Raw genomic sequence first — 26,823 nt, 5'->3', positions numbered from 1 at the left:
TATGACCGCAGTCAGTCTCGGCATGCCTGCCGTGCCTCCGCCGCCGCTGGCCCCGCGCCGCCAGAGCCGCCAGATCATGGTCGGTTCGGTGCCCGTGGGTGGCGGCGCGCCGGTGAGCGTGCAGTCGATGACCACCACGCTCACCGCGGACGTCAACGCGACGCTGCAGCAGATCGCGGAGCTGACCGCGTCGGGCTGCCAGATCGTCCGCGTCGCCGTGCCGTCGCAGGACGACGTCGAGGCGCTGCCCGCCATCGCCAAGAAGTCGCAGATCCCGGTGATCGCCGACATCCACTTCCAGCCGAAGTACGTCTTCGCCGCGATCGACGCGGGCTGCGCCGCGGTCCGGGTCAACCCGGGCAACATCCGGCAGTTCGACGACAAGGTCAAGGAGATCGCGAAGGCGGCGTCCGACGCGCGGGTGCCGATCCGGATCGGCGTCAACGCGGGCTCGCTGGACAAGCGGCTGCTGGAGAAGTACGGCAAGCCGACCGCCGAGGCGCTGGTGGAGTCGGCGCTGTGGGAGTGCTCGCTGTTCGAGGAGCACGGCTTCCGGGACATCAAGATCTCGGTGAAGCACAACGACCCGGTCGTCATGATCCGCGCGTACCGGCTGCTGGCCGAGCAGTGCGACTACCCGCTGCACCTCGGGGTGACCGAGGCGGGCCCCGCGTTCCAGGGCACCGTGAAGTCGGCGGTCGCGTTCGGGGCGCTGCTGGCCGAGGGGATCGGCGACACGATCCGGGTGTCGTTGTCCGCCCCGCCGGTCGAGGAGATCAAGGTCGGCAACGCCATCCTGGAGTCGCTGGGCCTGCGCGAGCGCGGCCTGGAGATCGTCTCCTGCCCGTCGTGCGGTCGCGCCCAGGTCGACGTGTACACGCTGGCCGAGCAGGTCACCGCCGCGCTGGAGGGGCTGCCCGTGCCGCTGCGGGTGGCCGTCATGGGCTGCGTCGTCAACGGACCCGGCGAGGCCCGGGAGGCGGATCTCGGCGTGGCGTCCGGCAACGGCAAGGGCCAGATCTTCGTGAAGGGCCAGGTCATCAAGACCGTGCCCGAGTCGATCATCGTGGAGACGCTGGTCGAGGAGGCGCTGCGGCTGGCCGACGAGATGGGCGCCGAGCTGCCCGACGAGCTGCGTGAGCTGCTGCCCGGCCCGACGGTCACGGTCAGCTGATCTTTTTCGTACGGGCAGAAGGGGGCGCACCGATCGGTGCGCCCCCTTCTGTCGTCGGTCCTCACTCGCCGTCGGCCAGGATCGCGTACAGCTTGCGCTTGGTCTCGCTGAGCACCTCGAGGGCGCGGTCGCGCTGCTCCGGGGTGCCGTTGAAGCCGACCTGGCGCAGGGCGTCCATGATGCCGAACGCCGCGTCGCGGAAGTCCTGCGCCTGGGACATGGTGTCCGCGCCGAACTGCGCCCACGGTGGGTTCTGCGCGGCGGTCTCGGCCTCGGGGCGGCCCGCCTCGGTGAGCGTGTAGGCCTTGCGGCCGCCGGTGGCCTCGGCCTCGATGAGGCCCTCGTCCTCCAGTAGCTGCAGGGTGGGGTAGACCGAGCCGGGGCTCGGGCGCCAGATGCCGTTGGTGCGGCTCTCCAGCTCCTGGATCATCTCGTACCCGTGCATGGGACGCTCGAGGAGCAGCGCGAGGACGGCGGGTCTGACATTGGGGCGGCTGCCGCGCCGCCCGCCCCGGCCGTGCCCGTGCGGGCCGCCGGGACCGCCGAATCCGCCGAACGGGAATCCGGGGCCGAAACCGAAGCCGCGCATCCGGGCCTCGTGGAACTGCTGGTGGAAGTGCTGTCGCATGACTATCTCCGATCAGTTGGCGATACGTAGACGATATATCGGCAACTTATCGGCAGCAAGGGTTTTCGTAGTTGGCCCGGGACGGCGCGCGTATCCGGAGGGTCATCTGGCAGTCTGATATCCGTGCTGACGGTGCCGATCCGCCAACTCGGTGACTCCGAGCGGTCGACGGTCGAGCGGATTCTCGACCGGGACCCCTACGCCGGTGCCCAGATCGCCGAGCGCGTGGCCGCGCACGGCCTGAGCTGGTGGCGCGCCGACGGCCGCATCTACGGGTACGGGCCCGGCCGCGACGTCGAGTCGCTGTGCTGGTCCGGCGCCCATCTGGTGCCGGTGTGCGTCTCGCCGCCCGCCGTCGCCGCGTTCGCGGAACTGCTCGGCGCCGAGCCGCGCGCCTGCTCGTCGATCATCGGCCGGGCCGACGCCGTGCTGGGGCTCTGGGACCGCCTCGCCGCCCACTGGGGCCAGGCCCGCGACGTACGGCCCAACCAGCCGCTGCTCGTCGCGGCGGCCGCGCCCCCCGCCCCGGCCGACCCCGAGGTCCGGCTCGTCCGGCCCGACGAGGTCGACGCGCTCTTCCCGGCCGCGGTCGCCATGTACACCGAGGAGGTCGGCGTCTCACCGCTGCTCGACGACGGCGGGCGCGGCTACCGGCGGCGGATCGCGGAGCTGGCCCGGTCGGGCCGCGCGTACGCCCGGTTCGTGGGCGGGCGGGTGATCTTCAAAGCGGAACTGGCGATCGTGACCCGCCGCACCGCGCAGGTCCAGGGGGTGTGGGTGGATCCGGAGTTCCGGGGACGCGGGCTGGCGGTGCCGGCCGTGGCGGCGGTGGTCCGGGACGCGCTGCGCCGGGTGGCCCCCACGGTCAGCCTGTACGTCAACGACTACAACTTCCCGGCGCGCCGGGTGTACGCCCGCTGCGGCTTCCAGCCCGCCGGGACCTTCGCCACCGTCCTCTTCTGACACCCCGCCGACGTCCGGCCGGCAGTGCCCGGCGGCCCGTCGTCGCCCTGTGGCACGCGTGCCTCGGCGGACGTTGAGGACTTCCGGTCAGCTTCTCGCCCGAAGTCCTCAAGGTCTTTCGTGCGGGGCGGTCAGATGGCCAAGCGGGGGATGAGGGTTGCCAAGGTTGTGGGGTTTTGCTCCAGCTCGGGGGTGGGGAGCAGGGCCATCACCGGGACCGTCACCCCGGCCTTCGCGTACGCTGCCACGTGCTCGCGGCAGCGCTCCGGCTCGCCGTGCACGATCAGGGCGTCGACGACCTCGTCGGGGATCGCGGCCAGCGCCCCGCGCCGGTCGCCCGCGGCCCAGGCCGTCCACATCGGCGCGAGGTCGGCCTCGCGGCCCAGCCACCGGTGGAACTCCGCGTACGCGGGGACGGTGAGATAGGCCGCGATCATCCGGCGGCCGACCGTGCGGGCGTAGCCGGTGTCGGCCGTGGGGCAGACGAAGATCCGGGCGACGACGTCGAAATCGGGGCGGGCCGGGCGTACCTCGCTCAGGGCGCGCGGCACGTCCGTGGCGGCCAGCCAGTTGAGGATCACGCCGTCGGCCTCGGCGGCGGCCAGGCGCAACATGCCGGGACGCAGCGCGGCCAGCAGGACCGGCGGCGGCGTGGCGGGCGGCCGCTCCAGCCGGAACCGGCGCACCGTGAACGTGTCGTACGCCTGGTCCACCACCTCGCCGGCCAGGGCGGCGCGCAGGAAGCGCAGCATGTCGCGGCTGCGCGCGTACGGGCGGGCGAAGTCGGCGGCGTTCCAGTCGCCCGCCACCACCGGGGAGGACGCGCCGATGCCGAGCTGGAACCGGCCGGGTGCCGCCTCCGCCAGCGCGGCGGCGGTCATGGCCAGCAGGCCGGGGCCGCGGGTGAACACCGGGGCGATGGCGGTGCCCAGGCGCGCCCGGGGCTGCCAGGCCGCGGCCAGGGTGAGCGGGGTGAACGCGTCGGTGCCCGCGACCTCGGACGACCACAGGTCGGTGAAACCGGCGTCGGTGAGTGCCGCGTAGACGGCCGCGTGGTCGGCCAGCGGCACCCCGGCCAGCGGAACGGTCATGCCCCAGCGAGTCGACATGTCCCGATCTTGCCGGTCGCCCGGGGTCGCGACAAGCGCATCCGGCCGACCCGGAACCGCGACCTTGGTAACAGTGGCAACATGCCGCAGCCAGCGTGATCGCGCCTGGGTAACGCGACTTTGATAACAGCGGTGTGGACGTAGCGTGTCCACTCCTTTGCGGACCGGTAGCAGTTCGTCGATGCCCGGTGAGCTCGCCCACGGTGGCTGGTATTCACGCCGGTTGTCGGTATCTTTTTGAACTGACCAGTCAGTGCAAACAGGGAGTCGTCATGTCGTTGCTCGTCGCGACCGGGGTGGGCGTACGCCATCGCCGCCGCTGGATCGTCCGTGACGTGGACCTCACGGTCGAGCCGGGCGATCTCGTCGCCATCGTGGGGCACGCCGGCAGTGGGCGAACGACCACCCTGCTCGCCCTGACGGAACGGTTCAAGCTCTCCGCGGGCAAGGTGCGGCTCGTCGGCAAGGCGTCGCTGGGCCACGTGGCCAATGTGGAGCAGCCGGAGAACCTGCTCACCGTCGCGGACCACGTCCGGGAGCGGTTGGCGCTGCTCGGCCGTTCGACCCGCAGCGCCGACGCGGTGATCTCCGGGGGCCTGTACGGGCTGGACCCGAAGCTGCAGGGATGGGAGCTCACGCCGTACCAGAAGCAGGTCCTGGGAGTGGTGCTCGCCCGCCTGGCCGACCCGGCGGTGATCGCCCTCGACGGCATCGACGAGGGCCTGGACCCGAACGAGCAGGATGACCTCTGGCGGATCCTCGGCCGGATCGCCACCGGCGGCGTCGCCATCCTGGTGACCGCCCGTGAGATGGATCCGGCCCGGGTGACGACGATCCTGCGCCTGAGCGGCCCACCGGAGGCCTTCGCCCAGCCCGCGCCCGAGCCCGTCGGCCAGACCACGCCCGAGCCCGGCCAGACCACGCCCGAGCCCGGCCAGACCGCGCCCGAGCCCGCTGGCCAGACGGTGGCGGAGCCTGCCGGCCAGGCGGCAACCGCGACGAATGAAGCCCCCGCGACCACGCGGACCCAGTGGTCCGCCCGGACCGCGGCGGCCGAGGACGGCGACGCGCTGGACGCGACGGAGGTGCTGGTGACGGCCGGTGGGGCGGCGCACCCCGCGCGCGATGAGGAGATCGACGATGAGCAGACCGAGCGGTTCGAGGACGGAGTGAAGCGATGAGGGGCGGATCCGCCGCGCAGGTGGCCGGCTTCGAAATGCTCAAACTGCTGCGCGGGCGGCTGACCGCCGTGGCGGTCGTCGTGATGGCGGTGATCCCGCTGCTGTACGGCGCCCTCTACCTGTACGCCTTCTGGGACCCGTACGGCCGGCTGAACCACGTCCCGGCCGCCATGGTGGTGGAGGACCAGCCCGCGACGGCCAGTGACGGCACCAGGGTCCACGCCGGACAGGACCTGGCCGACGAGCTGATCGAGCGGGAGGTCTTCGACTGGCACGTCACCGACGAGAAGGGTGCCGAGGAGGGCCTGCGCAGCGGCGAGTACCACATGATGCTGCGTATCCCGCGTGACTTCTCGGCGAACCTCGTCGCCAACCCCGAGCCCAAGGAGGCGCCGCGCGCCGCCGAGCTGCGGGTGATCAGCGACGACGCCACGAACTACCTCTCCGGCGTCTTCTCGCGTACCGCGTTCGAGGAGGTGCGTACCGCGGCCGCGAAGAAGTCCGCCAGCGGCTACTTCGACAAGATGCTGATCGGCTTCACCGACGTCAAGGAGGAGACCAAGGAGGCGGCCGACGGCGCGGCGACCATCGAGGACAAGCTCGGCGACGCCAAGTCCGGTGCCTCCACGATCGCCGGGAAGATCAATTCCGCGCAGAGCGGGGCGGGGCAGATCGCCGGCAAGCTCGGCACCGCGGCGAACGGCGCGGACGCCCTCGCCGACGGACTCGTCGCGCTCCACGCGGGCGCCGCCCAACTGGCCAACGCCACGCAGCAGACCGCCGCCGTCGGACGGCAGCTCTCCACGGTCGCGAATGCCGCCGTGGACAAGATCGAGCCGGTGCTGCGCGACAACGCCGACCTCATCCAGGAGGCCGCCACCCAGGTCGGCAAGGGTGCCGACGTGCTGGCCGCCAACGTGCGCCAGCTCGACACGGCCGCCGCCGACGCGGTGAACCGCGCGGAGGAGATCCAGCGGTTCCTCAATGGCCTGCCGGACGAGACGCCGGGCATCGGTGACGCGCGCGCCGCGGCCGCCAAGCTCGTGGCGGCCGCCAAGCAGACGCAGCAGGTCATCGACTCACTCGATCTGGACGCGCTGGCCAAGCGGTTGCGTGTGGTGTCGGCCGACGCCCGCAAGCTGGCCGCCGCCGCGCCGCACCTGGCCGACGACGCCGCCCGCGCCCGGGACCAGGTCAACAAGTTCGCCACCGCCCTCAACGACATCGCGGCCGGGAACAAGAAGCTGAGCGACGGGACCGCGGACGCCGCCTCGGGCGCGAGCGACCTGCGCGGCGGCATCTTCAAGCTCGCCACCGGCGCCCGCGCCCTGGACTCGGGCCTGGGCAAGATCGGCTCGGGGCAGTGGCAGCTCACCACGGGGATCGGCCAGATTCAGGGCGGCGCCGCGAAGCTCGCCAACGGCCTGGCCGACGGGGCCGAGCAGATCCCCGGGTTCGGCCAGAACACCACGGACCGCGCCGACATGCTGGGCGACCCGGTGGCGCTGAACCGGACCGTACGGCACGCCGCGAGCACGTACGGCGTGGGCTTCGCGCCGTACTTCCTGACCCTCGCGCTGTGGGTCGGCGCGATGATCAGCTACATGGTGCTCAAGCCGCTGAACCGGCGGTACGTGATGTCCGGGGCACCCGCGTACCGGGTGGCGCTGGCCGGGTTGCTGCCGGCCGTGGCCGTCGGGCTGGCCCAGGCGACGATCCTGTTCTCCGTCGTCACGGCCGGCCTGGGGCTGTCGGCCGTGCGCCCGTGGACCACGCTGGGCGTGCTGATGCTCACCGCCGTCGCGTTCGCCGCGATCATGCAGTTGCTGGGTGCGGCGCTGCGCGCGGCGGGCCGGATCATGGCGCTGGCGTTGCTGATGGTGCAGCTCACCTCGTCGGGCGGGACGTACCCGGTGCAGACGACGCCGGGCTTCTTCCAGGCGGTGCACCCCTGGTTGCCGATGACCTATGTCGTGCAGGCCCTCCGGCACGCCATCGACGGGGGCTCCACGGGTACGGTGACGGTGGGCGTGCTCGCGTTGCTCGCCTTTGGCATCGGGTCGTTCGCACTCACCGTGAGGGTGGCCCAACGTTCCCGGCGGCTCACCCCGTCGACGCTGCACCCGGAGCTGGTGATCTAGGGAGACATGACCGAGGCACATGTCGCGGACGGGCGGACCAGGCGCCGGGAGGACACCAAGCAGCGCCTGTTCGAGGCGGCCGTCGAGTTGATCGCCGAGCAGGGCTTCTCCGCCACCACCGTGGACGACATCGCGCTGCGCGCCAAAGTGGCCAAGGGCACGGTGTACTACAACTTCGCCTCCAAGACCGCGCTGTTCGAGGAGTTGCTGCGGCACGGCATCGACCAGTTGACCGAGGAGTTCCGCGCGGCGGTGGCCGGGCGGCCGCCGCGCGAGGCGGTGGCGGCGCTGGTCCACGCGCAGTTGGAGTTCATCCGCCGGTACCAGTCGTTCGCCCAGTTGCTGCTCTCCGAGATGTGGCGCAGCAACCGCGAGTGGCAGCAGACCCTGTTGCTGCTGCGCGAGCAGGCGATCAGCGTGATCGCCGAGACGCTGCAGGCGGGGGTCGACTCCGGTGACCTGCGCGCCGAGCTGGACGTCCGAGTCGCCTCGTCGGCGCTGTTCGGCGTGGGGCTGGTGGTGGCGGTGGACTGGCTGGTGTTCTCGCCGGAACGTCCCGTCGAGGAGGTCGAGCGGGGGCTGATGGCGATCGTCCAGCGCGCGACCTGAGGGGGGCTCAGGTCGCGCGGTAGTAGTTCGTGGTGGCGATGTCCGGGTGGGTCTGGGTGGGCAGCTCGGCGTTGTCGTCGTCGGTCAGGGTCCCGCCCAGCTCGACGATGCGCCGGTGCGCGGCGGCCAGCCGGTCCTCCAGGGTGACGATCCGGCAGGCGGCGGCCAGCAGGATGCCGTCGTCGAGCAGCTGGCGGACCCGCCCGGCGAGCTGCAACTGGTGGCGGGAGTAGCGGCGATGGCCGCCGATCGAGCGCTGCGGCTCGATCAGGCCGGCTGCGCCGAGGCTGCGCAGGAACGCGGGCGTCACCCCGATCATCGTGGCGGCCCGGCCCATCGTGTACGCGGGGACGTCGGCGTCGTCGAACGCGGTGGTCTTCATGCATCCTTCCCGGCGCCCTGGATCATGCGGCGCACAATCCAGGGCCCCGGCGGGTAACCGGGGCCCTGGCTGTTCAATTCTGTTGCCGACCGTCGTCGGCAGAGTCGGTCGTCCGCCTGCGTGCCGCTAGCGGACGGCCTGCGTGATGGGCATCGGCTGCGATCACCTCTTGTCGGGTCGGGGACGGTTCGATTTCGCGTCGCTGCGGTATCTCGTCCTCCTTCTCCAACTGCAGATCTGTGCCAGTTGCGTGCCGGCGGTGCGTCGCCGACCCTGCGATTTTATGACCGCCGCTGGGCGATTTCTAGTCTCGCCGCTGTAGATTTTCGCGGACGTGTCGGGGCCCGGGCGGTTCAGGCGGGGCTGAGGGAGGGTTGGTCGGCGGCGATGCGCAGCGCCTCCACCAGCCGGCGGTACAGCTCGTCGGACGCGATCAGCTCCTGGTGCGTCCCCTGCGCTCGTACCCGGCCGTCATCGAGAACGATGATGCGGTCCGCGTCGAGCACTGTGGAGAGCCGGTGCGCGATCGTCACGACGGCACCGTCGGCCGCCCGCTGTGTGATGCACTCGTGCAGCGCCGCCTCGGTCAGCCCGTCCACCTGCGCGGTCGCCTCGTCGAGCAGCAGCACGTCGGGGGTGCGCAACAACGCGCGGGCCAGCGCTATCCGCTGCCGCTGGCCACCAGACACATCCGTCGACGCGAGCGACGTGTCCAGCCCGTCGGGCAGCTCGTCCACCTTGTCGGCGAGGCGTACCGCCTCCAGCGCCGTACGGACCTCGGCGTCCGTGGCGTCGGGGTGGGTGAACCGCACGTTGTCGCCGATCGTGCCGGGCACGACGGGGGTCTCCTGCTCGACGTACGCGAGCCGGGCCCGCACCTCGTCGTGGGTGTAGGTCGCGTACGGCCGGCCGTCGAGCAGCACCTCCCCGCTGTCGGGTTCCAGGAAGCGCAGCAGCAGGGAGAACAACGTGGTCTTGCCCGCGCCCGATGGCCCGACGATGGCGGTGTGCCCGCGTCGGGCGATCTCCAGGTCGACACCCCGCAGGGCGGGCGGAGCCTCTGGACCGTACCGGGCGGTGACCGCGCGCAGGGTGAGGACCGGACCACGATCCGGGGCGTCGATGACGGTCGGTACCGGCCGCTGGCGGCTCGTCGGCTCCAGCTCGATCGCGGCGAGTTCGTTGAGCCGGCCGGCGGCGGCGATCCCGGCCTGCAGGGCGGTGACGTTCTGGGTGAGTTCTGTGATCGGGCCCATCAGCTGGAACACGTAGAGCAGGAATGCCACGAGGGTGGACACCTCCAGCAGGCCGAGGTGGGCCCGCCAGGCGCCGACGCCGAGGATGAGGATCACGGCCAGTTGGATGCCGGTCCATGCGATGGTCCACACCGTCGCGGTGATCCGCGCGGCCCGGATGCCGTGGGCTGCGGCGTCGCGCGCCTGGTCGATGACGTACCCGCTCTGCCGCGCCTCGGCGCGGCTCGCCTTGACGGTGCGGATCGCGCGCAGTGCGCCTTCGAGCGTCCCGCCGAGGCGGCCCACCGATTCCTGGGCCGCGGTCTGCGCCGTTCCGATTCTGGGCAACAGGGCCGCCATCATGGCGCTGACCACGACGACGGCGGCGAGGGTCCAGCAGAGCAGGGTCAGGTCGAGCACGCCCATCAGCACGAGCGTGCCGACGAGGCCGACCGCTGCGTTGATCAGACCGATCATGCTGCCGGACGCCTCGTGCAGCAGGCCTGTGTCGGAGGTGGCGCGGGTGACCAGTTCGCCGGTGGATCGGCGCTGCAGGTCGCCGACGCGGGCCTGGAAGTACCGGCGGATGACCGAGGTCCGGGCGTCGAGCACGACCCGCTGCGCGAGCCGGCCGAGCAGCAGCCACTGCCAGAGGGTGATCGCCACGCCGACGACGACGAGGGCGAGCAGCACGCCGACCGGCCGGACGAGTTCGACGCCGTCGCCGAGCGAGTCGAGAACCCATTTGGTGACCATCGGGGTGGCGAGGCCGGCCCCGTTGGCGGCGAGGCCGAGCACCAGACCGAGCAGCATGGTGCGGCGGTGAGGGCGCAGCAGGGCGAGCAGGGTACGGATCCTGGTGGGTTCTGCCATCCCCATAGTGGAACACTGATGTTCCAAAAAAGGCAACTGCTATTCTTCAGCGGTGACGGATGTTCAGGAGTCGGGCAGCCGTGCGCGCACTCGGCAGGCGATCTTGGATGCCGCGATCGAGGTCCTCGCCCGTAACCCCGCGGCCCCGCTCGGCGACGTGGCCGCCGCCGCGAACGTCGGCCGGACGACGCTGCACCGGTACTTCGCCGAGCGTGCCGACCTGATCGCCGCCCTGCGCGCCGAGGCGGTCGACCGGGTGCGTCGGGCCTCCGCACGGGCCCGGGTCGCAGATGGCACCGGGGCCGCCGCGATCCGCCGGCTCTGCCAGGAGTACTTCGATCTGGGTGACATCCTGTCGCTGATCTTCAACGGACAGCTCCTGCTCACCGACGCTGATTGGCAGCGGGCCGCCGAGTCTGACGCTGACTTCGTCGACATGATCGAACGCGGCCACCGTGACGGCACCGTCGACCCGGAGTTGCCGGCGTTGTGGATCCAGAGCCTGATCTGGAGTCAGCTTTACGCCGGCTGGAGCTACATCGGCGACCAGCGCGTCTCCCGGCACGAGGCGCTGCGTCTCATCCTGCGCAGCATCGAGGGCGCCGTCTCCGCGCGGTGAGGACCGGCCGCTGCGGCTCGGGCGGGAACACCCGGGGTCGCGCCGCGCAGACCGGCCGGTGCCCGGGCTGACCGGGTGGGGGCGGCGGCGCGGGGCGGGCGCAGATGCACAGCATCGACGCTGTGTCGAGAGAGAGGTGACCGCGCCCCGCGCCGCCGCGGAGCGGTAGGCCCGTGCCGGCCCACCGGGGGTCGCGAGACCTGCCGAGGGCTCGCGCGTCGATGTCGAGTGTGCGGGCTTCGCGCAGCTCAGAGCAACGCAATTAGGACGGCTCATTGACGCGCGTGACGCGCGGCGCGATCATCACCGGCAGACCGTGACCCGGGTCACAGTCACCCCCCGGCTGAGGGAGTCGCATGAGTACTGAACCCGTCCCCAGCACCGACGAAGAACGCCTTGCCCAGCTCGGCTACCAGCAGGAACTGCATCGCCGACTGTCCGGCTTCTCGAACTTCGCGGTTTCCTTCTCGATCATCTCCATCCTGGCCGGCGCGATCACGTCGTACGGCATCGCCATGACCGCGGGCGGGCCGATGGCCATCACGCTCGGCTGGCTCTTCGTCGGCGGCATGGTCACCTTCGTGGCCCTCGCGATGGCGGAGGTCTGCTCGGCGTACCCGACCGCGGGCGCGCTCTACTGGTGGGCCGCCGCGCTGGCCAAGCGGAACAAGGCCGCGTGGGCCTGGTTCATCGGCTGGTTCAACTTCCTCGGCGAGGTGGCGGTCACCGCGGCGATCGACTTCGGCGCCGCGATCACCACGTCGGCGTTCCTGAGCCTGACCCTCGACATGGAGGTGACCGCGGGCCGCACCTTCGCCATCTTCCTGGTGATCATCGCGGCGCACGGGCTGCTCAACACGTTCGGGGTGAACCTGGTGCGGGTGCTCTCCGACGTGAGCGCGTGGTGGCACCTGATCGGGGTGGCCGTCATCGTCGGGGCGCTGGTCGCGCTGCCGGACAGCCACAAGCCGATCTCCGAGGTGTTCTTCGAGGTCAAGAACGCCACCGGGTTCTCGTTCGCCGGGGCGAGCGTGTACGCCGTGCTGCTCGGCCTGCTGATGGCGCAGTACACCTACACCGGGTACGACGCCAGCGCGCACGTCGCCGAGGAGACCCACGACGCCGCCCGGGCCGCGCCGCGCGGCATCGTGATGTCGGTCGTGGTCTCGGTGATCGCCGGTTTCGTCCTGCTGTTCGCGATCACCTGGTCGATCAAGGACTACGACGCCCAACTCGGCACGCCCCTGAAGCTGCCGCCCGCGCAGATCTTCATCGACGCGGTGGGCCACAACCTGGGCACGTTCCTGCTGTTCATCTGCGTGGTGGCGCAGTTCTTCTGCGGCATGGCGTCGGTGACCGCCAACTCCCGGATGGCGTACGCGTTCGCCCGCGACGGCGCGCTGCCCGGCTCCGGGCTGTGGAAGCGGGTCAACCCGCGGACCGGCACGCCGACCAACTCCATCTGGCTCTGCGTGGCCTGCTCGACGCTGCTGGTGCTGCCGTCGCTGTGGAACGCCACCGCGTACGCGGCCGCCACGTCGATCGCCGTGATCGGCCTGTACATCGCGTACGTCGGGCCGGTCCTGCTGCGGCGCCGCAACCCGGACTTCGAGCCGGGCCCGTGGAACCTCGGCAAGTGGTCCGCACCCGTGGGCTGGATCGCGATCGTCTGGGTCGGGATGATCTGTGTGCTGTTCGTCCTGCCCACCTTCGGGCCGATCACCGCGGCGAACTTCAACTACACGATCGTGGCCGTGGCCGTCGTGCTGGGGCTGGCCACGGTGTGGTGGTTCGCCAGCGCACGCAAGTGGTTCACCGGTCCCCGATCGAACCTGCTGGAAAAGGCGGCGCACGGCGAGCAGACCACCCCCGTCGAGTGATCTGATCGAGGCAGGGGGCCGGGCTGTCCGCCCGGCCCCCTCCCCGGCCCCGTGTGCGCAAGGAGAAACAGATGGACCTGGAGGAACTCCGCGTCGGCGTCGACAACGGCAGCGTCGACACCGTGCTGCTGGCCCTGGTCGACATGCAGGGGCGGTTGCAGGGCAAGCGGCTGCATGCGCGGTACTTCCTGGACGAGGTGCTGGCCGGGGGCAGCGAAGGCTGCAACTACCTGCTGGCCGTGGACGTCGACATGAACACCGTCGACGGGTACGCGATGTCGTCGTGGGACACCGGCTACGGTGACTTCGTCATGCGGCCCGACCTGGCCACGCTGCGCCGGGTGCCGTGGCAGCCCGGCACGGCACTGGTGCTGTCGGACCTGGAGACCACCGGCGGTGATCCCGTGGTCGCCTCGCCCCGGCAGATCCTGCGCCGCCAGCTCGACCGGCTGGCCGGCCACGGGCTGAGCGCGTACGCGGGCACGGAACTGGAGTTCATCCTCTACCGCGACACGTATGAGCAGGCGTTCGCGAGGGGGTATCGCGACCTCACCCCGGCGAACCAGTACAACGTGGACTACTCGCTGCTCGGCACGGCGCGGGTCGAGCCACTGCTGCGCCGCATCCGCAACGAGATGTTCGGCGCGGGCCTCACCCCGGAGAGCGCCAAGGGCGAGTGCAACCTCGGCCAGCACGAGATCGCCTTCCGGTACACCGACGCGTTGCGCTGCGCCGACCACCACGCCATCTACAAGAACGGCGCCAAGGAGATCGCCGCCCAGGAGGGCATGGCGCTGACCTTCATGGCCAAGCCGAACGCCCGCGAGGGCAACTCGTGCCACATCCACTTCTCGCTGCGCGGCGCGGACGGGCGTTCCGCGCTGCTCGGCGACGGCCCCGGCCACCTCAGCGACACCGGGCAGCGGGTGCTGGCCGGGCTGCTGGCCACCATGCGCGAGTTCAGCCTGCTGTTCGCGCCGAACATCAACTCGTACAAGCGGTACCAGCCCGGTTCGTTCGCCCCGACGGCACTGCGGTGGGGGGTGGACAACCGGACCTGCGCGCTGCGCATGGCGGGGCACGGCCAGGGTATGCGGGTGGAGAACCGGGTGCCGGGGGGTGACGTCAATCCGTACCTGGCGATCGCGGCGCTGGTCGCGGGGGCGTTGCACGGGCTCGAACACTCCCAGGAGTTGGAACCGGAGTTCCTGGGTAACGCGTACGACGACGCGACGGCACCCCGGGTGCCGGGCACCCTGCGCGAGGCGATGGAGCTGTGGACGACTGGCGGAGCGGCGCGCGCCGCCTTCGGTGACGAGGTCGTCGAGCACTACGCCAACATGGCGCGGGTGGAGCTGGCGGCGTACGACGCGGCCGTGACGGACTGGGAGCTGCGTCGTGGCTTCGAACGCTTGTGACGCGCGGCGTGCCAGGATCGGCTGGCCCGCACTCGGCGTGGAGGAGACCCCTTGACTGACGTGATCAATCCGGCGACTGGTGCGGTGCTGACGTCCGTACCCTCGTGTGGCCTGGCCGAGACCGATGCCGCGATCGACAGTGCGCAGCGCGCTTTCGCCGGGTGGCGGCAGGTCGCGCCCGGGGACCGGGCGCGGCTGTTGCGCCGCTTCGCCGCGCTGGTCGACGCGCACCTCGACGAGCTGGCGGAGCTGGAGGTGCGCAACGCGGGGCACACCGTCGGCAACGCGCGCTGGGAGGCCGGCAACGTCCGCGACGTGCTCGACTACTACGCGGGCGCACCGGAACGGCTGACCGGGCGGCAGATCCCGGTCGCGGGCGGGCTGGACGTGACGTTGCACGAGCCGCTCGGCGTGGTCGGGATCATCGTGCCGTGGAACTTCCCGATGCCGATCGCGGGCTGGGGTTTCGCGCCCGCGCTCGCGGCGGGCAACACCGTCGTGCTCAAACCGGCCGAACTGACCCCGCTGACCGCGATCCGGCTCGGTGAGCTGGGCCGCGAGGCGGGGCTGCCGGACGGGGTCTTCACCGTGCTGCCGGGCAAGGGCAGCGTGGTCGGGCAGCGGTTCGTCACCCATCCCGCGGTGCGCAAGGTGTGCTTCACCGGCTCCACGCAGGTCGGCAAGTCCATCATGGCGGGCTGCGCCGACCAGGTGAAGCGGGTGACCCTGGAGCTCGGCGGCAAGAGCGCCAACATCGTCTTCGCGGACGCCGACCTGGAACGGGCCGCCGCGTCCGCGCCGGGCTCGGTCTTCGACAACGCGGGCCAGGACTGCTGCGCACGGTCGCGGCTGCTCGTCCAGGATTCCGTGTACGACAGGTTTCTCGCCCTGCTGGAACCCGCGGTCAAGGCGTTCCGGGTCCTCGACCCGGCGTCGCCGGACGCCGAGATGGGTCCGCTGATCTCCGCCGGGCAGCGCACCAGCGTGGCCGGCTACGTCGAAGGCGCGGACGTCGCGTTCACCGGCAGCGCGCCGGACGGCGACGGGTGGTGGTTCCCGCCGACCGTGCTGCTGGCCCGCTCGACCGCCGACCGGCACTGGCGCGAGGAGGTGTTCGGCCCGGTGCTGTCCGTGCTGCCGTTCCGCGACGAGGAGGAGGCCGTGCGGCTGGCCAACGACACCGCGTACGGGCTGTCCGGCTCGATCTGGACCCGCGACCTCGGCCGGGCGCTGCGGGTGAGCCGCGCGGTGGACTCGGGCAACCTCAGCGTCAACAGCCACTCGTCGGTGCGGTACTGGACCCCGTTCGGCGGGATGAAGGAGTCCGGGCTGGGCCGGGAACTCGGGCCCGACGCGCTGCTGTCGTTCACCGACACGAAGAACGTCTTTCTCGCCGACAGTTGATCGTCCGATGTGCTCATCTTCGGGAAAGGAACCGCGCGTGCAGAGATTGCAGGACAGGGTCGCCGTGATCACCGGGGCGGGTAGCGGGATCGGCTTGGCCACCGCGCGGCGCTTCGCCGCCGAGGGTGCCAAGGTGGTCTGCGCCGACATCTCCGAGGAGGCCGGCACGGCCGCGGCCAAGGAGGTCGGCGGCGACTTCGTCGCCTGCGACGTCAGCCACGAGGATTCCGTACGGGAGCTGTTCGACGGCGTGGCGCAGCGGCACGGACGGGTCGACATCGCGTTCAACAACGCCGGAATTTCCCCGCCCGACGACGACTCGATCCTGGTCACCGGCCTGGACGCGTGGGAACGGGTACTGCGGATCAACACCACCAGCGTCTACCTGTGCTGCAAGTACGCGATCCCGCACATGCAGCGCCAGGGCAAGGGCTCGATCATCAACACGGCGTCGTTCGTGGCGCTGATGGGAGCTGCCACCTCGCAGATTGCGTACACCGCCAGCAAGGGCGGGGTGCTGGCGATGACCCGCGAGCTCGGCGTCCAGTTCGCCCGCGAGGGCATCCGGGTCAACGCGCTGTGCCCCGGCCCGGTCGCCACCCCGCTGCTGCTGGAGCTGTTCGCCAAGGATCCGGAGCGGGCCGCGCGCCGCCTCGTGCACGTGCCCATGGGCCGGTTCGCCGAACCGGACGAGATCGCCGCCGCGGTGGCATTCCTGGCCAGCGATGACGCGTCGTTCATGACGGCCGCCCAGTTCGTCGTCGACGGCGGCATCACGGGCGCGTACGTCACCCCGCTTTGACGACCCCCGGTTCACCCGTTCGCCGGGTGAAAACCGAAACTTGAGATGGCTAGGGTGAAACAATGCGCCCGTTGATCGGCGTGACGACCTATGTGGAACCCGCGTCCTGGGGGGTCTGGCACGATCTGCCCACCGCGCTCGTGCCGCAGGCGTACGTCGAGGCAGTGACCCTGGCCGGTGGCCGGGCGGTCCTGCTGCCCCCGGACGACCTGGACGCCGATGTCCTGCGGGCGCTGCATGGTCTCGTCCTCAGCGGCGGCGCCGACCTCGGCCCGCAGCTGTACGGCGCCGAGCCGGAACCGCTGACCGACACCCGCCCCGACCGCGACGGCGCCGAGCTGCTGCTGGCCCGCGCCGCGCTGGAGCGCGACCTGCCGGTCCTGGGCGTGTGCCGGGGCATGCAGCTGCTCACGGTCGCCGCGGGCGGCACCCTGCACCAGCACCTGCCGGACGTCCTGGGCCACGAGCGGCACCGCCCCGCCCCCGGGGTGTACGGCACCCACACCGCCGCCTTCGCCGACGGCAGCCGGATCGCCGGGCTGCTCGGCGACGAGGCGGAGATCCACTGCTACCACCATCAGGGGGTGGCCGACCCCGGGACCCTCCTGGTGACCGGCCGGGCCCCGGACGGCCTGCCCGAGACCGTGGAGGACCCGGCCCGCCGGTTCCTGCTGGGGGTGCAGTGGCACCCGGAGGTGATCCGCGACAAGCGCCTCTTCGGGGCGCTGATCGATGCCGCGGGCGGCTAAGGCTTCGCGATGAGCGGACGATACGCACACTTGAGGGAAGAGGAGGCAGTCACCGGATGCGCAGGCCACTGATCGGACTGACCGCGTACGCGCAGCAGGTCCAGTACGGCTCCAATGATCTTCTGGCCGGGATGCTTCCGATGACCTACGTACGAGCGGTGCACGCCTCCGGCGGCCGCGCTGTGCTGATCACCCCCGACGAGCCCGACAGCGACGTGCTGGAGTCCCTCGACGGCCTCGTCCTCTCCGGCGGCGGCGACGTCGACCCCGCGTACTGGGGGGCGAAACGGCACCCCGCCACGGAGGTCGACGCGGTCCGCGACCGCAGCGAACTGCTGCTCACCAAGGCCGCCCTGGAGCAGGACGTGCCGATCCTGGGCATCTGCCGCGGCATGCAGGTGATGGCGGTCGCCGGGGGCGGCAGCCTGCACCAGCACCTGCCCGACCTGATCGGCGACGACCGGCACCGGGCCGCCGCCGGCACCGACCCCCTCGCGGCGGACTCGGCCGCGTTCGGGCGCCACGACGTGGTCGTGCAGCCCGGCTCGCGGGCACACGCCGAGCTGGGCGGGCGCCTCACCGTGAACTCCTTCCACCACCAGGCCGTCGACGACCCGGGCTCGTTCACCGCGGTCGGCTGGTGCCCCGACGACCGGGTCGTCGAGATCATCGAGGACCCGGAGCGGAGCTTCGCCCTCGGCGTGCAGTGGCATCCCGAGCGGACCACCGACCTGCGGGTGTTCGCCGCGCTCGTGGCCGCGGCCGCCGAGCGCTCCGGACTCGCCACGCCGCCCCGCCGCCTCGCCGCCTGAGGCCGATTGCCACCATGCGGTCTGAAACCTGGCGGGGTGCGGGCTGGCGGTGCGAGGCCCCCGGTCACCCGTTCGCCGGGGAACGCGGCGATAGGCTGTCGCCATGACCGTTCGGGCTCCTCTGCAACCGGGAAAGCTGTCGCCCTGGCGGGCCGTGCCGCAGCACATCGCGCGCCCCGAGTACGTGGGCAAGAAGCGCCCGCAGCCATGGCGCGGCTCCCACGTGCAGACCCCGGAGACGATCGAGAAGATGCGCGTCGCCGGGCGGCTCGCCGCACAGGCCACCCAGCTCGCGGGCGAGCACTGCAAGCCCGGGGTCACCACCGACGAGATCGACAAGGTGGTGCACGAGTTCCTCTGCGACCACGGCGCCTACCCGTCGACGCTGGGCTACAAGGGCTTCCCCAAGTCGTGCTGCACCTCCCTGAACGAGGTGATCTGCCACGGCATCCCGGACACCACCGTGCTGGAGGACGGCGACATCATCAACGTCGACGTCACCGCGTTCCTGAACGGGGTGCACGGCGACACCGACGCGACGTTCTGCGTCGGCGCGGTCAGCGAGGACGTGCGGCTACTGGTCGAGCGCACCCACGAGGCCATGATGCGCGGCATCCGGGCGGTCGCCCCGGGCCGCCCGATCAACGCCATCGGCCGGGTCATCGAGGCGTACGCCCGCCGCTTCGGCTACGGCGTCGTGCGCGACTTCACCGGCCACGGCATCGGTGAGGCGTTCCACTCGGGCCTGTACGTGCCGCACTACGACAACCCCAGCCTGGACACCGTGATGGAGCCGGGCATGACCTTCACCATCGAGCCGATGATCACCCTCGGCACCCACGACTACGAGATGTGGCGCGACGGCTGGACCGTCGTCACGAAGGATCGAAAGTGGACCGCCCAGTTCGAGCACACCCTCGTGGTGACCGAGGACGGGCACGAGATCCTCACCCTGCCGTGACGGAATCACCGGCCGCGCTGCGGGAACACCACCACGCCGACGTCTCCGGCGGGTGGCTGCGTGCGGCCACGTTCGGCGCCATGGACGGCCTGGTCACCAACATCGCGCTGATCGCCGGCGTGGGCGGCGGCGGGGTCGACCGGCACACGCTGATCCTCACCGGCGTCGCCGGCCTGGTCGCGGGCGCGATCTCGATGGGCCTCGGCGAGTACACCAGCGTCCGGACGCAGAACGACCAGGTCGCCGCGGAGCTGCGCAAGGAGCTGCACGAGCTGCGGGTCAACCCGGAGGGCGAGGCCCAGGAGCTGATCCGTACGTGGACCGCGCGGGGCCTGCCGGAAACGCTGGCCCGCCAGGTGGCCGACGTCCTCAAGGCCCACCCGGAGCAGGCGCTGCGGGTGCACGCCCAGGAGGAGCTGGGCGTGGTCCCCGACGAACTGCCCAGCCCGTGGACCGCGGCGGTCTCCTCGTTCCTGTGCTTCTGCGTGGGCGCCGTGGTGCCACTGCTGACGTACCTGCTCGGATTCGACAGCCTGGCGCTGGCGCTGACCGTGGGCGGGGCCGGGCTGTTCGCGGCGGGCGCGGTGGTGTCCCGGTTCACCAGCACCCCGTGGTGGCGCAGCGGGCTGCGGCAACTGCTGCTGGGCGCGGCGGCGGCCGGCGCGACGTACGTGATCGGCACCCTGATCGGCGTCGGAGTCACCTGACCCGGATTCACTCGAACAGCGCGGCGAGGCTGCCGTCGACCGGGCGGCCCCGGGCGGTGAGCTCCTCGGCCTGCGACTTGAGCACGGCGCTCAGCTCGGTCATGTCCGCGCCCCCGAGCCCGGTCCGGCGCACCGCGTCGGCGCGGTTGCGGAAGTACGTGCGGCTCAGCAGCCCCGCCACCAGCGCGGCATGCAGCCGGGCCTCGGCCATCAGCAGCAGGGCGGCGTCGGTCTCGTACCACTGGGCGAGGTGGACCGCGCGGGCGTGCGCCGCCGACGCGCGGCACCAGTTGCGCCGGGCCAGGCCGCTGAACTCCGCGGGGCGGCTCTCGGCCAGCCGGCTCAGGTGGGCGTCGCGTTGCGCCGCGAACCAGCCGTGCGGGTCGTGCAGCGCGCGGCTGGTGACGTACCGGTCGGCGATCAGCGGCCAGTCCGCGGTCAGGTCCCGGGCCTGACGCAGGCCCTCGTCGGCGGTGAGCACGGTGAGGTCCACCAGGATGCCGTCGACGCGGCGCAGCGCGGGCCGCGGCCCCGCACCGGACCGGTACGTGACGACGACCAGGTTGACGTCGCTCGCGTCGGTGTCGTCGCCGTGCGCCAGGGAGCCGTGCACCCCGATCGCCCGCACCTCGGCGGACCAGCGTCGCGCGATCACGTCCCGCAGGCGGGTGGCGAGGTGTCCACGCGGGTTGGCGGCATCCCACTCGTCCTGCGGCACCGCGTCATTCTCGCCGCCGGAGCCCGAACGGGGAAGGTCCATCCGGCGGCCGGGGACGGGCAGGCGGGGCTCAGGGGCGGCCGGGGAAGGGCAGGGTGAGCGGCGTGACGTCGGCGTGGCGGCGCCAGCGGGTGGCCCGTACCGCGGCGTCGGTCAGCGCGCCCAGGGCCGTGGACCGCTCGTCGGCGGTGGTTACCGCCAGCATCGGGCGCCACGCCTGCGCGACGCCGTCCTCCACGTGGATGGCCAGCTTGAGGGCGCTGTCCCGGTCGGTCACGGGGAACGGCAGCGCGTACCCGGCCGGCGCGGGGGCGGGGCTGACCTGGGCCGAGGCCAGCCGGGTCACCAGCGCGTCCCGGCGGTCCCGGTGCACCGCCTCGGCCGCCCGGGCATCGGCCAGCTCGCGGTCGTCGGTCAGGTGCACCCCGATCGTCCCGTACGCATAGATCGCCGCCTCCTCGGCGGCCAGCGCACCGGCCAGTTGCTCGTTCACGCGTCGCACCCTAGCCCGGTCAGCGCAGGGCCTCGGCGTGGGCGGCCCGGCACGCGGCGATCGACCCGAGCAGCGCGGCCCGGTCGGCGTCGGTCTGGCGGCAGGCCGCCGCCGCGGTGCGTTGGGCCTGCTGCTCGGCCTTGCGCAGCGCGTCGAGGGTGGGCGCCGCGCCGGTGTCCGCCGACGCCGACGGCGCGGCGGACGGCAGGGTGGCGCCGATCAGGGTGGCCAGCGCGGCCGCGTGGGCGCGATGGTCCGCGGCCAGCGGGGTGAGGCGTTTGGCGAGGTCCGGCTGGCTGAGCGCGGCCCGGTCGTACGTGGCCGCCAGTCGCAGGGCCTCGTCCAGCACGGGTTGCAGCGGGTCGGGCCGGGCGGGCTCGGGGTCGCGGTCGAACAGGCCGCAGCCGGCCGGGGCGCTCGCGGCCACGGCGGCGCCGGCGGTCATGCCCAGCAGGCGGCGCCGGGTGTATCCCGGCCCCGCATTCACCGCCGTCCTGTCCACCGGGCAAGTGAACACCATCGGGTCCAGGCGCCCCGGTGCGGGCCGGGTGCGGGCCGGGGACCTGCGCATGATGTCGATTCGGAGCGGCGCCGGGTGGCCGGCACGGTCGGCGCGTTACGCTCTGCGCAGCCGCCGGGAATCGGCCCGGCGGATAGCGGTGTTTGCCGATGGCGCCGTTCGCGGCGGACGGTCGCCCGCGCCCTCAGGTCGAGCAGAGAGGTGGGTCCGATGACCCAGCGTGGCCGTGCCGGTGCCCGGCCGGGCACCCGTCGCTCCGGCGCGCGCGGCCGCGACACGGCCGAGCCCCGTCCCGCCGCGCCGCGGGTCGACCTGGCCGCCGCCCGGGCCCGGGTCCGCGCGGTGATCGAGCCGGTCGTCGCGGCGGCCGGCTACGACCTGGAGGACGTGAGCGTGTCCCGGGCCGGACGCCGCCACGTGCTGCGGGTGCTGGTCGATGCGGACGGCGGGATCGCCCTGGACGACGTCGCCGTGATTTCGCGGGAGATCTCCGCGGCGCTCGACGCGGCCGACGAGGCCGAGGGCGAGCTGCTGGCGGGGGAGTACCAGCTGGAGGTCGGCTCGCCCGGCGTGGACCGCCCGCTGACCGCCCCCCGGCACTGGCGGCGCAACGTGGGACGCCTGGTGGCGGTCACGGTGGCCGGCCGCGCGGTGACCGGACGGGTCAGCGCGGCCGACGACGCCCGTGTCGTGATGGACGTGGACGGCACGGCCCGCGAGCTGCCCTACGACCAGCTCGGTCCGGGGCGGGTACAGATCGAGTTCAAGCGGATGGCCGAGGCCGAGTTCGAGGACACGGACGACGACGTCCTCGACCACGACGACGATGACGATGACGACGACGAGGATGGGGAGAGCGATCAGAGGTGAACATCGACCTCGCGGCACTGCGCGCCCTGGAGCGCGAGCGGGAGATCCCGTTCGACACGATCCTCGCGGCGATCGAGACCGCGCTGCTGACCGCGTACCGGCACACGGACGGGGCTGAGGGCCACGCCCGGGTGGAGATCGACCGCAAGACCGGGGTGGCGTCCGTGCTGGCCCAGGAGCTGGACGCGGACGGCAACATCGTGCGCGAGTGGGACGACACCCCGCACGACTTCGGCCGCATCGCGGCCATGACCGCCAAGCAGGTCATCCTGCAGCGGCTGCGGGAGGCGACCGACGAGCAGCACTTCGGTGAGTACGCGGGCCGCGACGGCGACCTGGTCACCGGCGTGGTGCAGGCGGACGCGGCGCGCGCCGAGAAGGGCATCGTCATCGTCGACCTGGGCAAGCTGGAGGCGATCCTGCCCCAGTCCGAGCAGGTCCCCGGCGAGCGGTACGAGCACGGTGCCCGGATCCGCTGCGTGGTGGTGCACGTGGCGAAGGGTTTCCGGGGCCCGCAGATCACCCTGTCCCGGTCCCACCCCGCGCTGGTGAAGAAGCTGTTCGGGCTGGAGGTGCCGGAGATCGGCGACGGCACCGTGGAGATCGCGGCGATCGCCCGTGAGGCAGGTCACCGTACGAAGATCGCGGTGCGCTCGACGGTGGCCGGGGTGAACGCCAAGGGCGCCTGTATCGGTCCGATGGGCCAGCGGGTTCGGGCCGTGATGAGCGAGCTGCACGGCGAGAAGATCGACATCATCGACTGGTCGGAGGATCCGGCGCAGTTCGTCGGCAACGCCCTGTCACCGGCCAAGGCGCTGCGGGTCGAGGTGGTGGACGCCGCGACGCGGACGGCACGGGTGACCGTCCCGGACTTCCAGCTTTCGCTGGCGATCGGGCGCGAGGGGCAGAATGCCCGCCTGGCGGCCCGGCTGACCGGATGGCGCATCGACATCCGGCCGGACAACGAGGCCGCTACCGTCTCGGAGCGCGATGCCGCCGAGACGGGTGGCTGACCGGATAACCGCACCGGCGGCGCGGGGGGTAGACTTTTTCGTGGTTCGACGTGCTGCCTCGGTTCACAGGGGCGCTACACCGGTGCGCACCTGCATCGGTTGTCGCAAACGCGCGCCGGCCTCCCAACTACTGCGGTTCGTCGCGGTCGGGACGGGAGCCGAGCTTCGGCTTCTCCCCGATCCGGCGCGCAGACTGCCGGGTCGGGGAGCACATGTGCATCCTGATCCGGCCTGCTTCGCACTGGCGGAGCGGCGCCGCGCCTTCGGGCGGGCGTTGCGACTGACCGGTGTCCCGGACACCGGACCGCTCGCGGAGCACGTCCGTGCGGCCCACATGCCGCACGGCGCCACCGATGGTGGGGCGTTGGGTCCCACCCGGATTCGCAAGGTAGGACGACCGACATGAGCACACGATGAAGTCCCTGAAATGACCAGGCTTCTAGTGCACGAGTGAGGTCGCTGCGGGTGCTGCCCGCACGACCTCAAGAGTTGAGGAGTGCAGTGGCAGGTAAGGCCCGCGTACACGAGCTCGCGAAGGAGCTCGGGGTCGACAGCAAGACCGTTCTCGCCAAGCTCAAGGAGATGGGCGAGTTCGTCAAGTCCGCATCCAGCACGGTCGAGGCCCCCGTGGCCCGGCGGCTCCGTGGTGCCCTGGTCGCCTCGCAGGGCGGCAACGGCGCTCCGGCGGCCCCCGCGGCGGCGCCCAGCGCCCCGGCCGAGGCCCGGACACCGACGACCGCGCGGCCGACGCCGCCGCGCCGGCCCGCCGCTCCGGCGGCGCCCGGTGCGCCCACGTCGCCCGCGCCGACCCCCGGCTCGATCGCCCGACCCAAGCCGCCCGCCGGGCGGCCGGGACCAACCCCGGGCCCGGCGGCTGCCAAGCCGGCCAGCGCCCACGACATCGAGGTAGCGGCGGCGGAAGCCCGCGCGTCGGCCCTCAAGGCGGAGCAGGAGGCCGCGGTCCGCGCGGCCCAGGCCGCCCGTACCCGGGACGCCGAACGCCGGGCGCAGCAGCCCCCGGCGGAGGGCACCGGCCGTCCGCGGCCGCCCGGCCCGGGCACTGTTCCGCCGCGCCCCGGCTCGCCGGCCGCCGGCCGTCCGGCCGCTCCTGGCACGCCGGCCCCGGGCCGTCCCGGCCCGGGCGGCAGCCCCCGTCCGCCGGCGCGCGGTCCGGGTAACAACCCGTTCGGTGTCTCCGGTGGCGGTGCGCCCCGGCCCACCCCCTCGGCCATGCCCCGGCCCAACCAGCCGGGCATGCCGCCGCGGCCCAGCCCGGCGTCGATGCCGCCGCGGCCCAGCCCCGCGTCCATGCCCGCGCAGCGTCCCGGTCGTCCCGGCGGCGGTGCTCCCGGCCGTCCCGGCGGTCCCGGGGCCGGTCGCGGCGGTCCGGGTGGCGGCGGTGGCGGTGGCTACCGTGGCGGTCCCGGTGGTGGCGGCGGTGGCGGTGGCTTCCGTGGCGGTCCCGGTGGCGGCGGCGGTGGCGGTGGTGGCTACCGCGGTGGTCCCGGTGGTGGCGGCGGTGGCGGTGGCTACCGTGGCGGCCCCGGTGGCGGCGGTGGCGGTGCCCCGGCGGGTGCCGGTGCTCCCGGTCGTCCCGGCGGTGGCGGTCGTGGCCGTGGTGGCGGTGCGGCGGGTGCCTTCGGGCGTCCCGGCGGCCGGCCGACCCGCGGCCGCAAGTCGAAGAAGCAGCGGCGTCAAGAGTTCGACAACCTGTCGGCTCCGGCCATGTCCTCGGGCGCGCCCCGGGGCAACGGCCAGGTCGTCCGGCTGTCGCGCGGCGCCTCGCTCTCCGACTTCGCCGACAAGATCAACGCCAACCCGGGCTCGCTCGTCCAGGAGATGTTCAACCTGGGCGAGATGGTCACGGCGACGCAGTCCTGCTCCGACGACACGCTGCTGCTGCTCGGCGAGCACCTCGGCTTCGACGTGCAGATCGTCAGCCCCGAGGACGAGGACCGTGAGCTGCTGGCGCAGTTCAACATCAACCTCGACGCCGAGGTCGCCGAGAACCGCCTCGTCACCCGGCCGCCGGTCGTGACCGTCATGGGTCACGTCGACCACGGTAAGACGAAGCTGCTCGACGCGATCCGCAAGACCAACGTGGTCGCGGGCGAGGCGGGTGGCATCACCCAGCAGATCGGCGCGTACCAGGTGGTCGTCGACCACAACGAGGAAGAGCGGGCGATCACCTTCATCGACACCCCGGGTCACGAGGCGTTCACCGCCATGCGTGCCCGTGGTGCCCAGGTGACCGACATCGTGATCCTCGTGGTCGCGGCGGACGACGGCGTGATGCCCCAGACGGTGGAGGCGTTGAACCACGCCAAGGCCGCCGAGGTGCCGATCGTGGTCGCGGTGAACAAGGTCGACAAGCCGGACGCCAACCCGGAGAAGGTGCGGCAGCAGCTCACCGACTACGGCGTGCTGGCCGAGGAGTACGGCGGCGACACGATGTTCGTCAACGTGGCCGCCAAGCCCGGCATCGGCATCGACGAGCTGCTCGAGGCGGTCCTGCTGACCGCGGACGCGTCGCTGGAGCTGACCGCTCCGATCGACGGGCCCGCGCAGGGTGTCGTGGTGGAGTCGCACCTCGACAAGGGCCGCGGTGCCGTGGCGACCGTCCTGGTGCAGAAGGGCACGCTGCGGGCCGGCGACTCGATCGTGGCGGGCGGCGCGCACGGCCGTGTCCGCGCCATGCTCGACGAGAACGGCAAGCAGGTCGCCGAGGCCGCCCCGGCACGGCCGGTGCTGGTGCTGGGTCTCACCTCGGTGCCCGGTGCGGGGGACACGTTCCTCGCGGCCGAGGACGACCGCACGGTGCGGCAGATCGCCGAGCAGCGGCAGGCACGCCGTCGCGCGGCGAGCTTCGCCAACTCGCGCGGCCGGGCCACCCTCGAGACGCTCATGGAGCAGCTCAAGGAGGGCGAGAAGACCTCGCTCACCCTGGTCATCAAGGGCGACAGCTCGGGTTCGGTCGAGGCTCTCGAGGACGCGCTGTTCAAGATCGAGATTCCCGACGAGATCCAGCTCAAGGTCATCCACCGCGGCGTCGGTGCGATCACCGAGAGCGACGTCAACCTGGCGAGTGCCTCGTCGGACCAGACCGCCACGATCATCGGCTTCAACGTCCGGGCCTCCAACAAGGTCAAGGAGATGGCCGACCGCGCCGGCGTGGAGATCCGCTACTACAGCGTGATCTACCAGGCCATCGAGGAGATCGAGGCGGCGCTCAAGGGCCTGCTCAAGCCGGAGTTCGAGGAGGTCGAGCAGGGCACCGCGGAGATCCGCGAGGTCTTCCGCTCGTCCAAGATCGGTCTCATCGCCGGTTGTCTGGTCCGGTCCGGTCTCATCCGCCGCAACGCCAAGGCGCGCATCCTGCGCGAGGGTGTCGTGGTGGCGGACAACGTCACGATCAGCTCGCTCAAGCGGTTCAAGGACGACGCCACCGAGGTCCGCGAGGGCTTCGAGTGTGGTCTGACCCTGTCCGGCTTCGGCACCCCGCAGGTCGGCGACGTGATCGAGACCTTCGAGATGCGCGAGAAGCCGCGGGCGTAACGCCCAA

The 26,823-nt window shown here is 72.2% G+C and carries 25 protein-coding genes; 18 read left to right on the top strand and 7 right to left on the bottom strand.

What is annotated here, in order from left to right; genetic code table 11:
- Position 1: 1 nt before the first annotated feature.
- Positions 2–1,174, top strand: coding sequence for a flavodoxin-dependent (E)-4-hydroxy-3-methylbut-2-enyl-diphosphate synthase (ispG, locus tag EV385_RS07240; protein ID WP_130508748.1), 1,173 nt, complete (start codon positions 2–4; stop codon positions 1,172–1,174).
- Positions 1,175–1,235: 61 nt separating this feature from the next.
- On the opposite strand, the gene EV385_RS07235 is transcribed toward ispG, so the two are convergent.
- A complete protein-coding gene (locus tag EV385_RS07235) occupies positions 1,236–1,802 on the bottom strand; it encodes a PadR family transcriptional regulator (RefSeq protein ID WP_165449410.1) in 567 nt (188 codons plus the stop codon).
- 123 nt (positions 1,803–1,925) lie between these two features.
- On the opposite strand from EV385_RS07235, the gene EV385_RS07230 reads away from it, so the two are divergent.
- On the top strand, positions 1,926–2,765 hold the full coding sequence (locus tag EV385_RS07230) for a GNAT family N-acetyltransferase (protein WP_130508747.1): 840 nt from the start codon (positions 1,926–1,928) through the stop codon (positions 2,763–2,765).
- Positions 2,766–2,896: 131 nt separating this feature from the next.
- On the opposite strand, the gene EV385_RS07225 is transcribed toward EV385_RS07230, so the two are convergent.
- On the bottom strand, positions 2,897–3,874 hold the full coding sequence (locus EV385_RS07225; RefSeq protein ID WP_242624754.1) for an LLM class F420-dependent oxidoreductase: 978 nt from the start codon (positions 3,872–3,874) through the stop codon (positions 2,897–2,899).
- A 272-nt stretch (positions 3,875–4,146) separates the two neighbouring features.
- Here EV385_RS07225 and EV385_RS35620 point away from each other — a divergent pair, with 272 nt between their 5' ends.
- From EV385_RS35620 to EV385_RS07210, 3 genes are read left to right on the top strand one after another with little or no spacing between them, the layout of a single operon-like run.
- A complete protein-coding gene (locus tag EV385_RS35620; protein ID WP_207229777.1) occupies positions 4,147–5,055 on the top strand; it encodes an ATP-binding cassette domain-containing protein in 909 nt (302 codons plus the stop codon).
- Complete coding sequence (locus tag EV385_RS07215; protein ID WP_130508746.1) at positions 5,052–7,196, top strand: YhgE/Pip family protein; 2,145 nt, start codon at positions 5,052–5,054, stop codon at positions 7,194–7,196. Before EV385_RS35620 ends, EV385_RS07215 begins: the two co-directional genes overlap by 4 nt.
- Positions 7,197–7,202: 6 nt before the next feature.
- Complete coding sequence (locus tag EV385_RS07210) at positions 7,203–7,805, top strand: TetR/AcrR family transcriptional regulator (protein WP_130508745.1); 603 nt, start codon at positions 7,203–7,205, stop codon at positions 7,803–7,805.
- A 7-nt stretch (positions 7,806–7,812) separates the two neighbouring features.
- On the opposite strand, the gene EV385_RS07205 is transcribed toward EV385_RS07210, so the two are convergent.
- Together EV385_RS07205 and EV385_RS07200 are read right to left on the bottom strand one after the other, a co-directional pair.
- Positions 7,813–8,187 carry a MerR family transcriptional regulator gene (locus EV385_RS07205; protein ID WP_130508744.1) on the bottom strand — a complete coding sequence of 125 codons (375 nt, stop codon included), beginning with the start codon at positions 8,185–8,187 and terminating at the stop codon, positions 7,813–7,815.
- Between the two features lie 353 nt (positions 8,188–8,540).
- Entirely contained in the window at positions 8,541–10,295 is a 1,755-nt protein-coding gene (locus EV385_RS07200) for an ABC transporter ATP-binding protein (RefSeq protein ID WP_242624753.1), read from the bottom strand.
- A 52-nt stretch (positions 10,296–10,347) separates the two neighbouring features.
- On the opposite strand from EV385_RS07200, the gene EV385_RS07195 reads away from it, so the two are divergent.
- From EV385_RS07195 to EV385_RS07155, 9 genes are all read left to right on the top strand, one after another.
- On the top strand, positions 10,348–10,914 hold the full coding sequence (locus EV385_RS07195; protein ID WP_130508743.1) for a TetR/AcrR family transcriptional regulator: 567 nt from the start codon (positions 10,348–10,350) through the stop codon (positions 10,912–10,914).
- A 356-nt stretch (positions 10,915–11,270) separates the two neighbouring features.
- The gene (locus EV385_RS07190) at positions 11,271–12,794 is read left to right on the top strand and encodes an amino acid permease (protein WP_130508742.1); all 1,524 of its coding nucleotides are present in this window, start codon (positions 11,271–11,273) and stop codon (positions 12,792–12,794) included.
- 71 nt (positions 12,795–12,865) lie between these two features.
- A complete protein-coding gene (locus EV385_RS07185) occupies positions 12,866–14,212 on the top strand; it encodes a glutamine synthetase family protein (protein WP_130508741.1) in 1,347 nt (448 codons plus the stop codon).
- 51 nt (positions 14,213–14,263) lie between these two features.
- The gene (locus EV385_RS07180) at positions 14,264–15,616 is read left to right on the top strand and encodes an aldehyde dehydrogenase family protein (RefSeq protein WP_130508740.1); all 1,353 of its coding nucleotides are present in this window, start codon (positions 14,264–14,266) and stop codon (positions 15,614–15,616) included.
- A gap of 37 nt (positions 15,617–15,653) precedes the next feature.
- Entirely contained in the window at positions 15,654–16,418 is a 765-nt protein-coding gene (locus EV385_RS07175) for a 3-oxoacyl-ACP reductase (RefSeq protein WP_130508739.1), read from the top strand.
- Between the two features lie 62 nt (positions 16,419–16,480).
- Positions 16,481–17,167, top strand: a complete 687-nt coding sequence (locus EV385_RS07170) for a gamma-glutamyl-gamma-aminobutyrate hydrolase family protein (protein WP_130508738.1) — start codon at positions 16,481–16,483, stop codon at positions 17,165–17,167.
- A gap of 56 nt (positions 17,168–17,223) precedes the next feature.
- Entirely contained in the window at positions 17,224–17,979 is a 756-nt protein-coding gene (locus EV385_RS07165; RefSeq protein WP_130508737.1) for a gamma-glutamyl-gamma-aminobutyrate hydrolase family protein, read from the top strand.
- Between the two features lie 103 nt (positions 17,980–18,082).
- Positions 18,083–18,940 carry a type I methionyl aminopeptidase gene (gene map / locus EV385_RS07160; RefSeq protein ID WP_130508736.1) on the top strand — a complete coding sequence of 286 codons (858 nt, stop codon included), beginning with the start codon at positions 18,083–18,085 and terminating at the stop codon, positions 18,938–18,940.
- Positions 18,937–19,647 (top strand): VIT1/CCC1 transporter family protein, encoded by a 711-nt coding sequence (locus EV385_RS07155; protein WP_130508735.1) that lies wholly within the window; start codon positions 18,937–18,939, stop codon positions 19,645–19,647. Before map ends, EV385_RS07155 begins: the two co-directional genes overlap by 4 nt.
- A 7-nt stretch (positions 19,648–19,654) precedes the next feature.
- Here EV385_RS07155 and EV385_RS07150 read toward each other — a convergent pair whose 3' ends face one another.
- From EV385_RS07150 to EV385_RS07140, 3 genes are all read right to left on the bottom strand, one after another.
- Complete coding sequence (locus EV385_RS07150; protein WP_130508734.1) at positions 19,655–20,365, bottom strand: nucleotidyltransferase domain-containing protein; 711 nt, start codon at positions 20,363–20,365, stop codon at positions 19,655–19,657.
- A gap of 70 nt (positions 20,366–20,435) precedes the next feature.
- Positions 20,436–20,858, bottom strand: a complete 423-nt coding sequence (locus EV385_RS07145; protein WP_130508733.1) for a ferritin-like domain-containing protein — start codon at positions 20,856–20,858, stop codon at positions 20,436–20,438.
- Positions 20,859–20,877: 19 nt separating this feature from the next.
- Entirely contained in the window at positions 20,878–21,360 is a 483-nt protein-coding gene (locus EV385_RS07140; RefSeq protein WP_341273927.1) for a hypothetical protein, read from the bottom strand.
- 228 nt (positions 21,361–21,588) lie between these two features.
- Here EV385_RS07140 and rimP point away from each other — a divergent pair, with 228 nt between their 5' ends.
- The 4 genes from rimP to infB all read left to right on the top strand — a co-directional run bounded on the left by rimP (position 21,589) and on the right by infB (position 26,816).
- Positions 21,589–22,248, top strand: a complete 660-nt coding sequence (gene rimP, locus EV385_RS07135) for a ribosome maturation factor RimP (RefSeq protein ID WP_130508732.1) — start codon at positions 21,589–21,591, stop codon at positions 22,246–22,248.
- Positions 22,245–23,261: a transcription termination factor NusA gene (gene nusA / locus EV385_RS07130; protein ID WP_130508731.1), complete on the top strand. Its 1,017-nt coding sequence runs from the start codon at positions 22,245–22,247 to the stop codon at positions 23,259–23,261. The genes rimP and nusA overlap by 4 nt, the downstream gene beginning before the upstream one ends.
- A 40-nt stretch (positions 23,262–23,301) precedes the next feature.
- A complete protein-coding gene (locus tag EV385_RS07125) occupies positions 23,302–23,667 on the top strand; it encodes a YlxR family protein (protein ID WP_341273926.1) in 366 nt (121 codons plus the stop codon).
- Between the two features lie 95 nt (positions 23,668–23,762).
- The gene (gene infB / locus EV385_RS07120; RefSeq protein WP_130508729.1) at positions 23,763–26,816 is read left to right on the top strand and encodes a translation initiation factor IF-2; all 3,054 of its coding nucleotides are present in this window, start codon (positions 23,763–23,765) and stop codon (positions 26,814–26,816) included.
- The last annotated feature ends 7 nt before the right edge of the window (positions 26,817–26,823 follow it).

This window comes from Krasilnikovia cinnamomea (assembly GCF_004217545.1).
In the GTDB taxonomy this organism is placed as follows: Bacteria; Actinomycetota; Actinomycetes; order Mycobacteriales; family Micromonosporaceae; genus Actinoplanes; species Actinoplanes cinnamomeus.
Note: the sequence above shows the minus strand (reverse complement) of the source record. Positions and strands in the feature narration are given on the sequence as shown.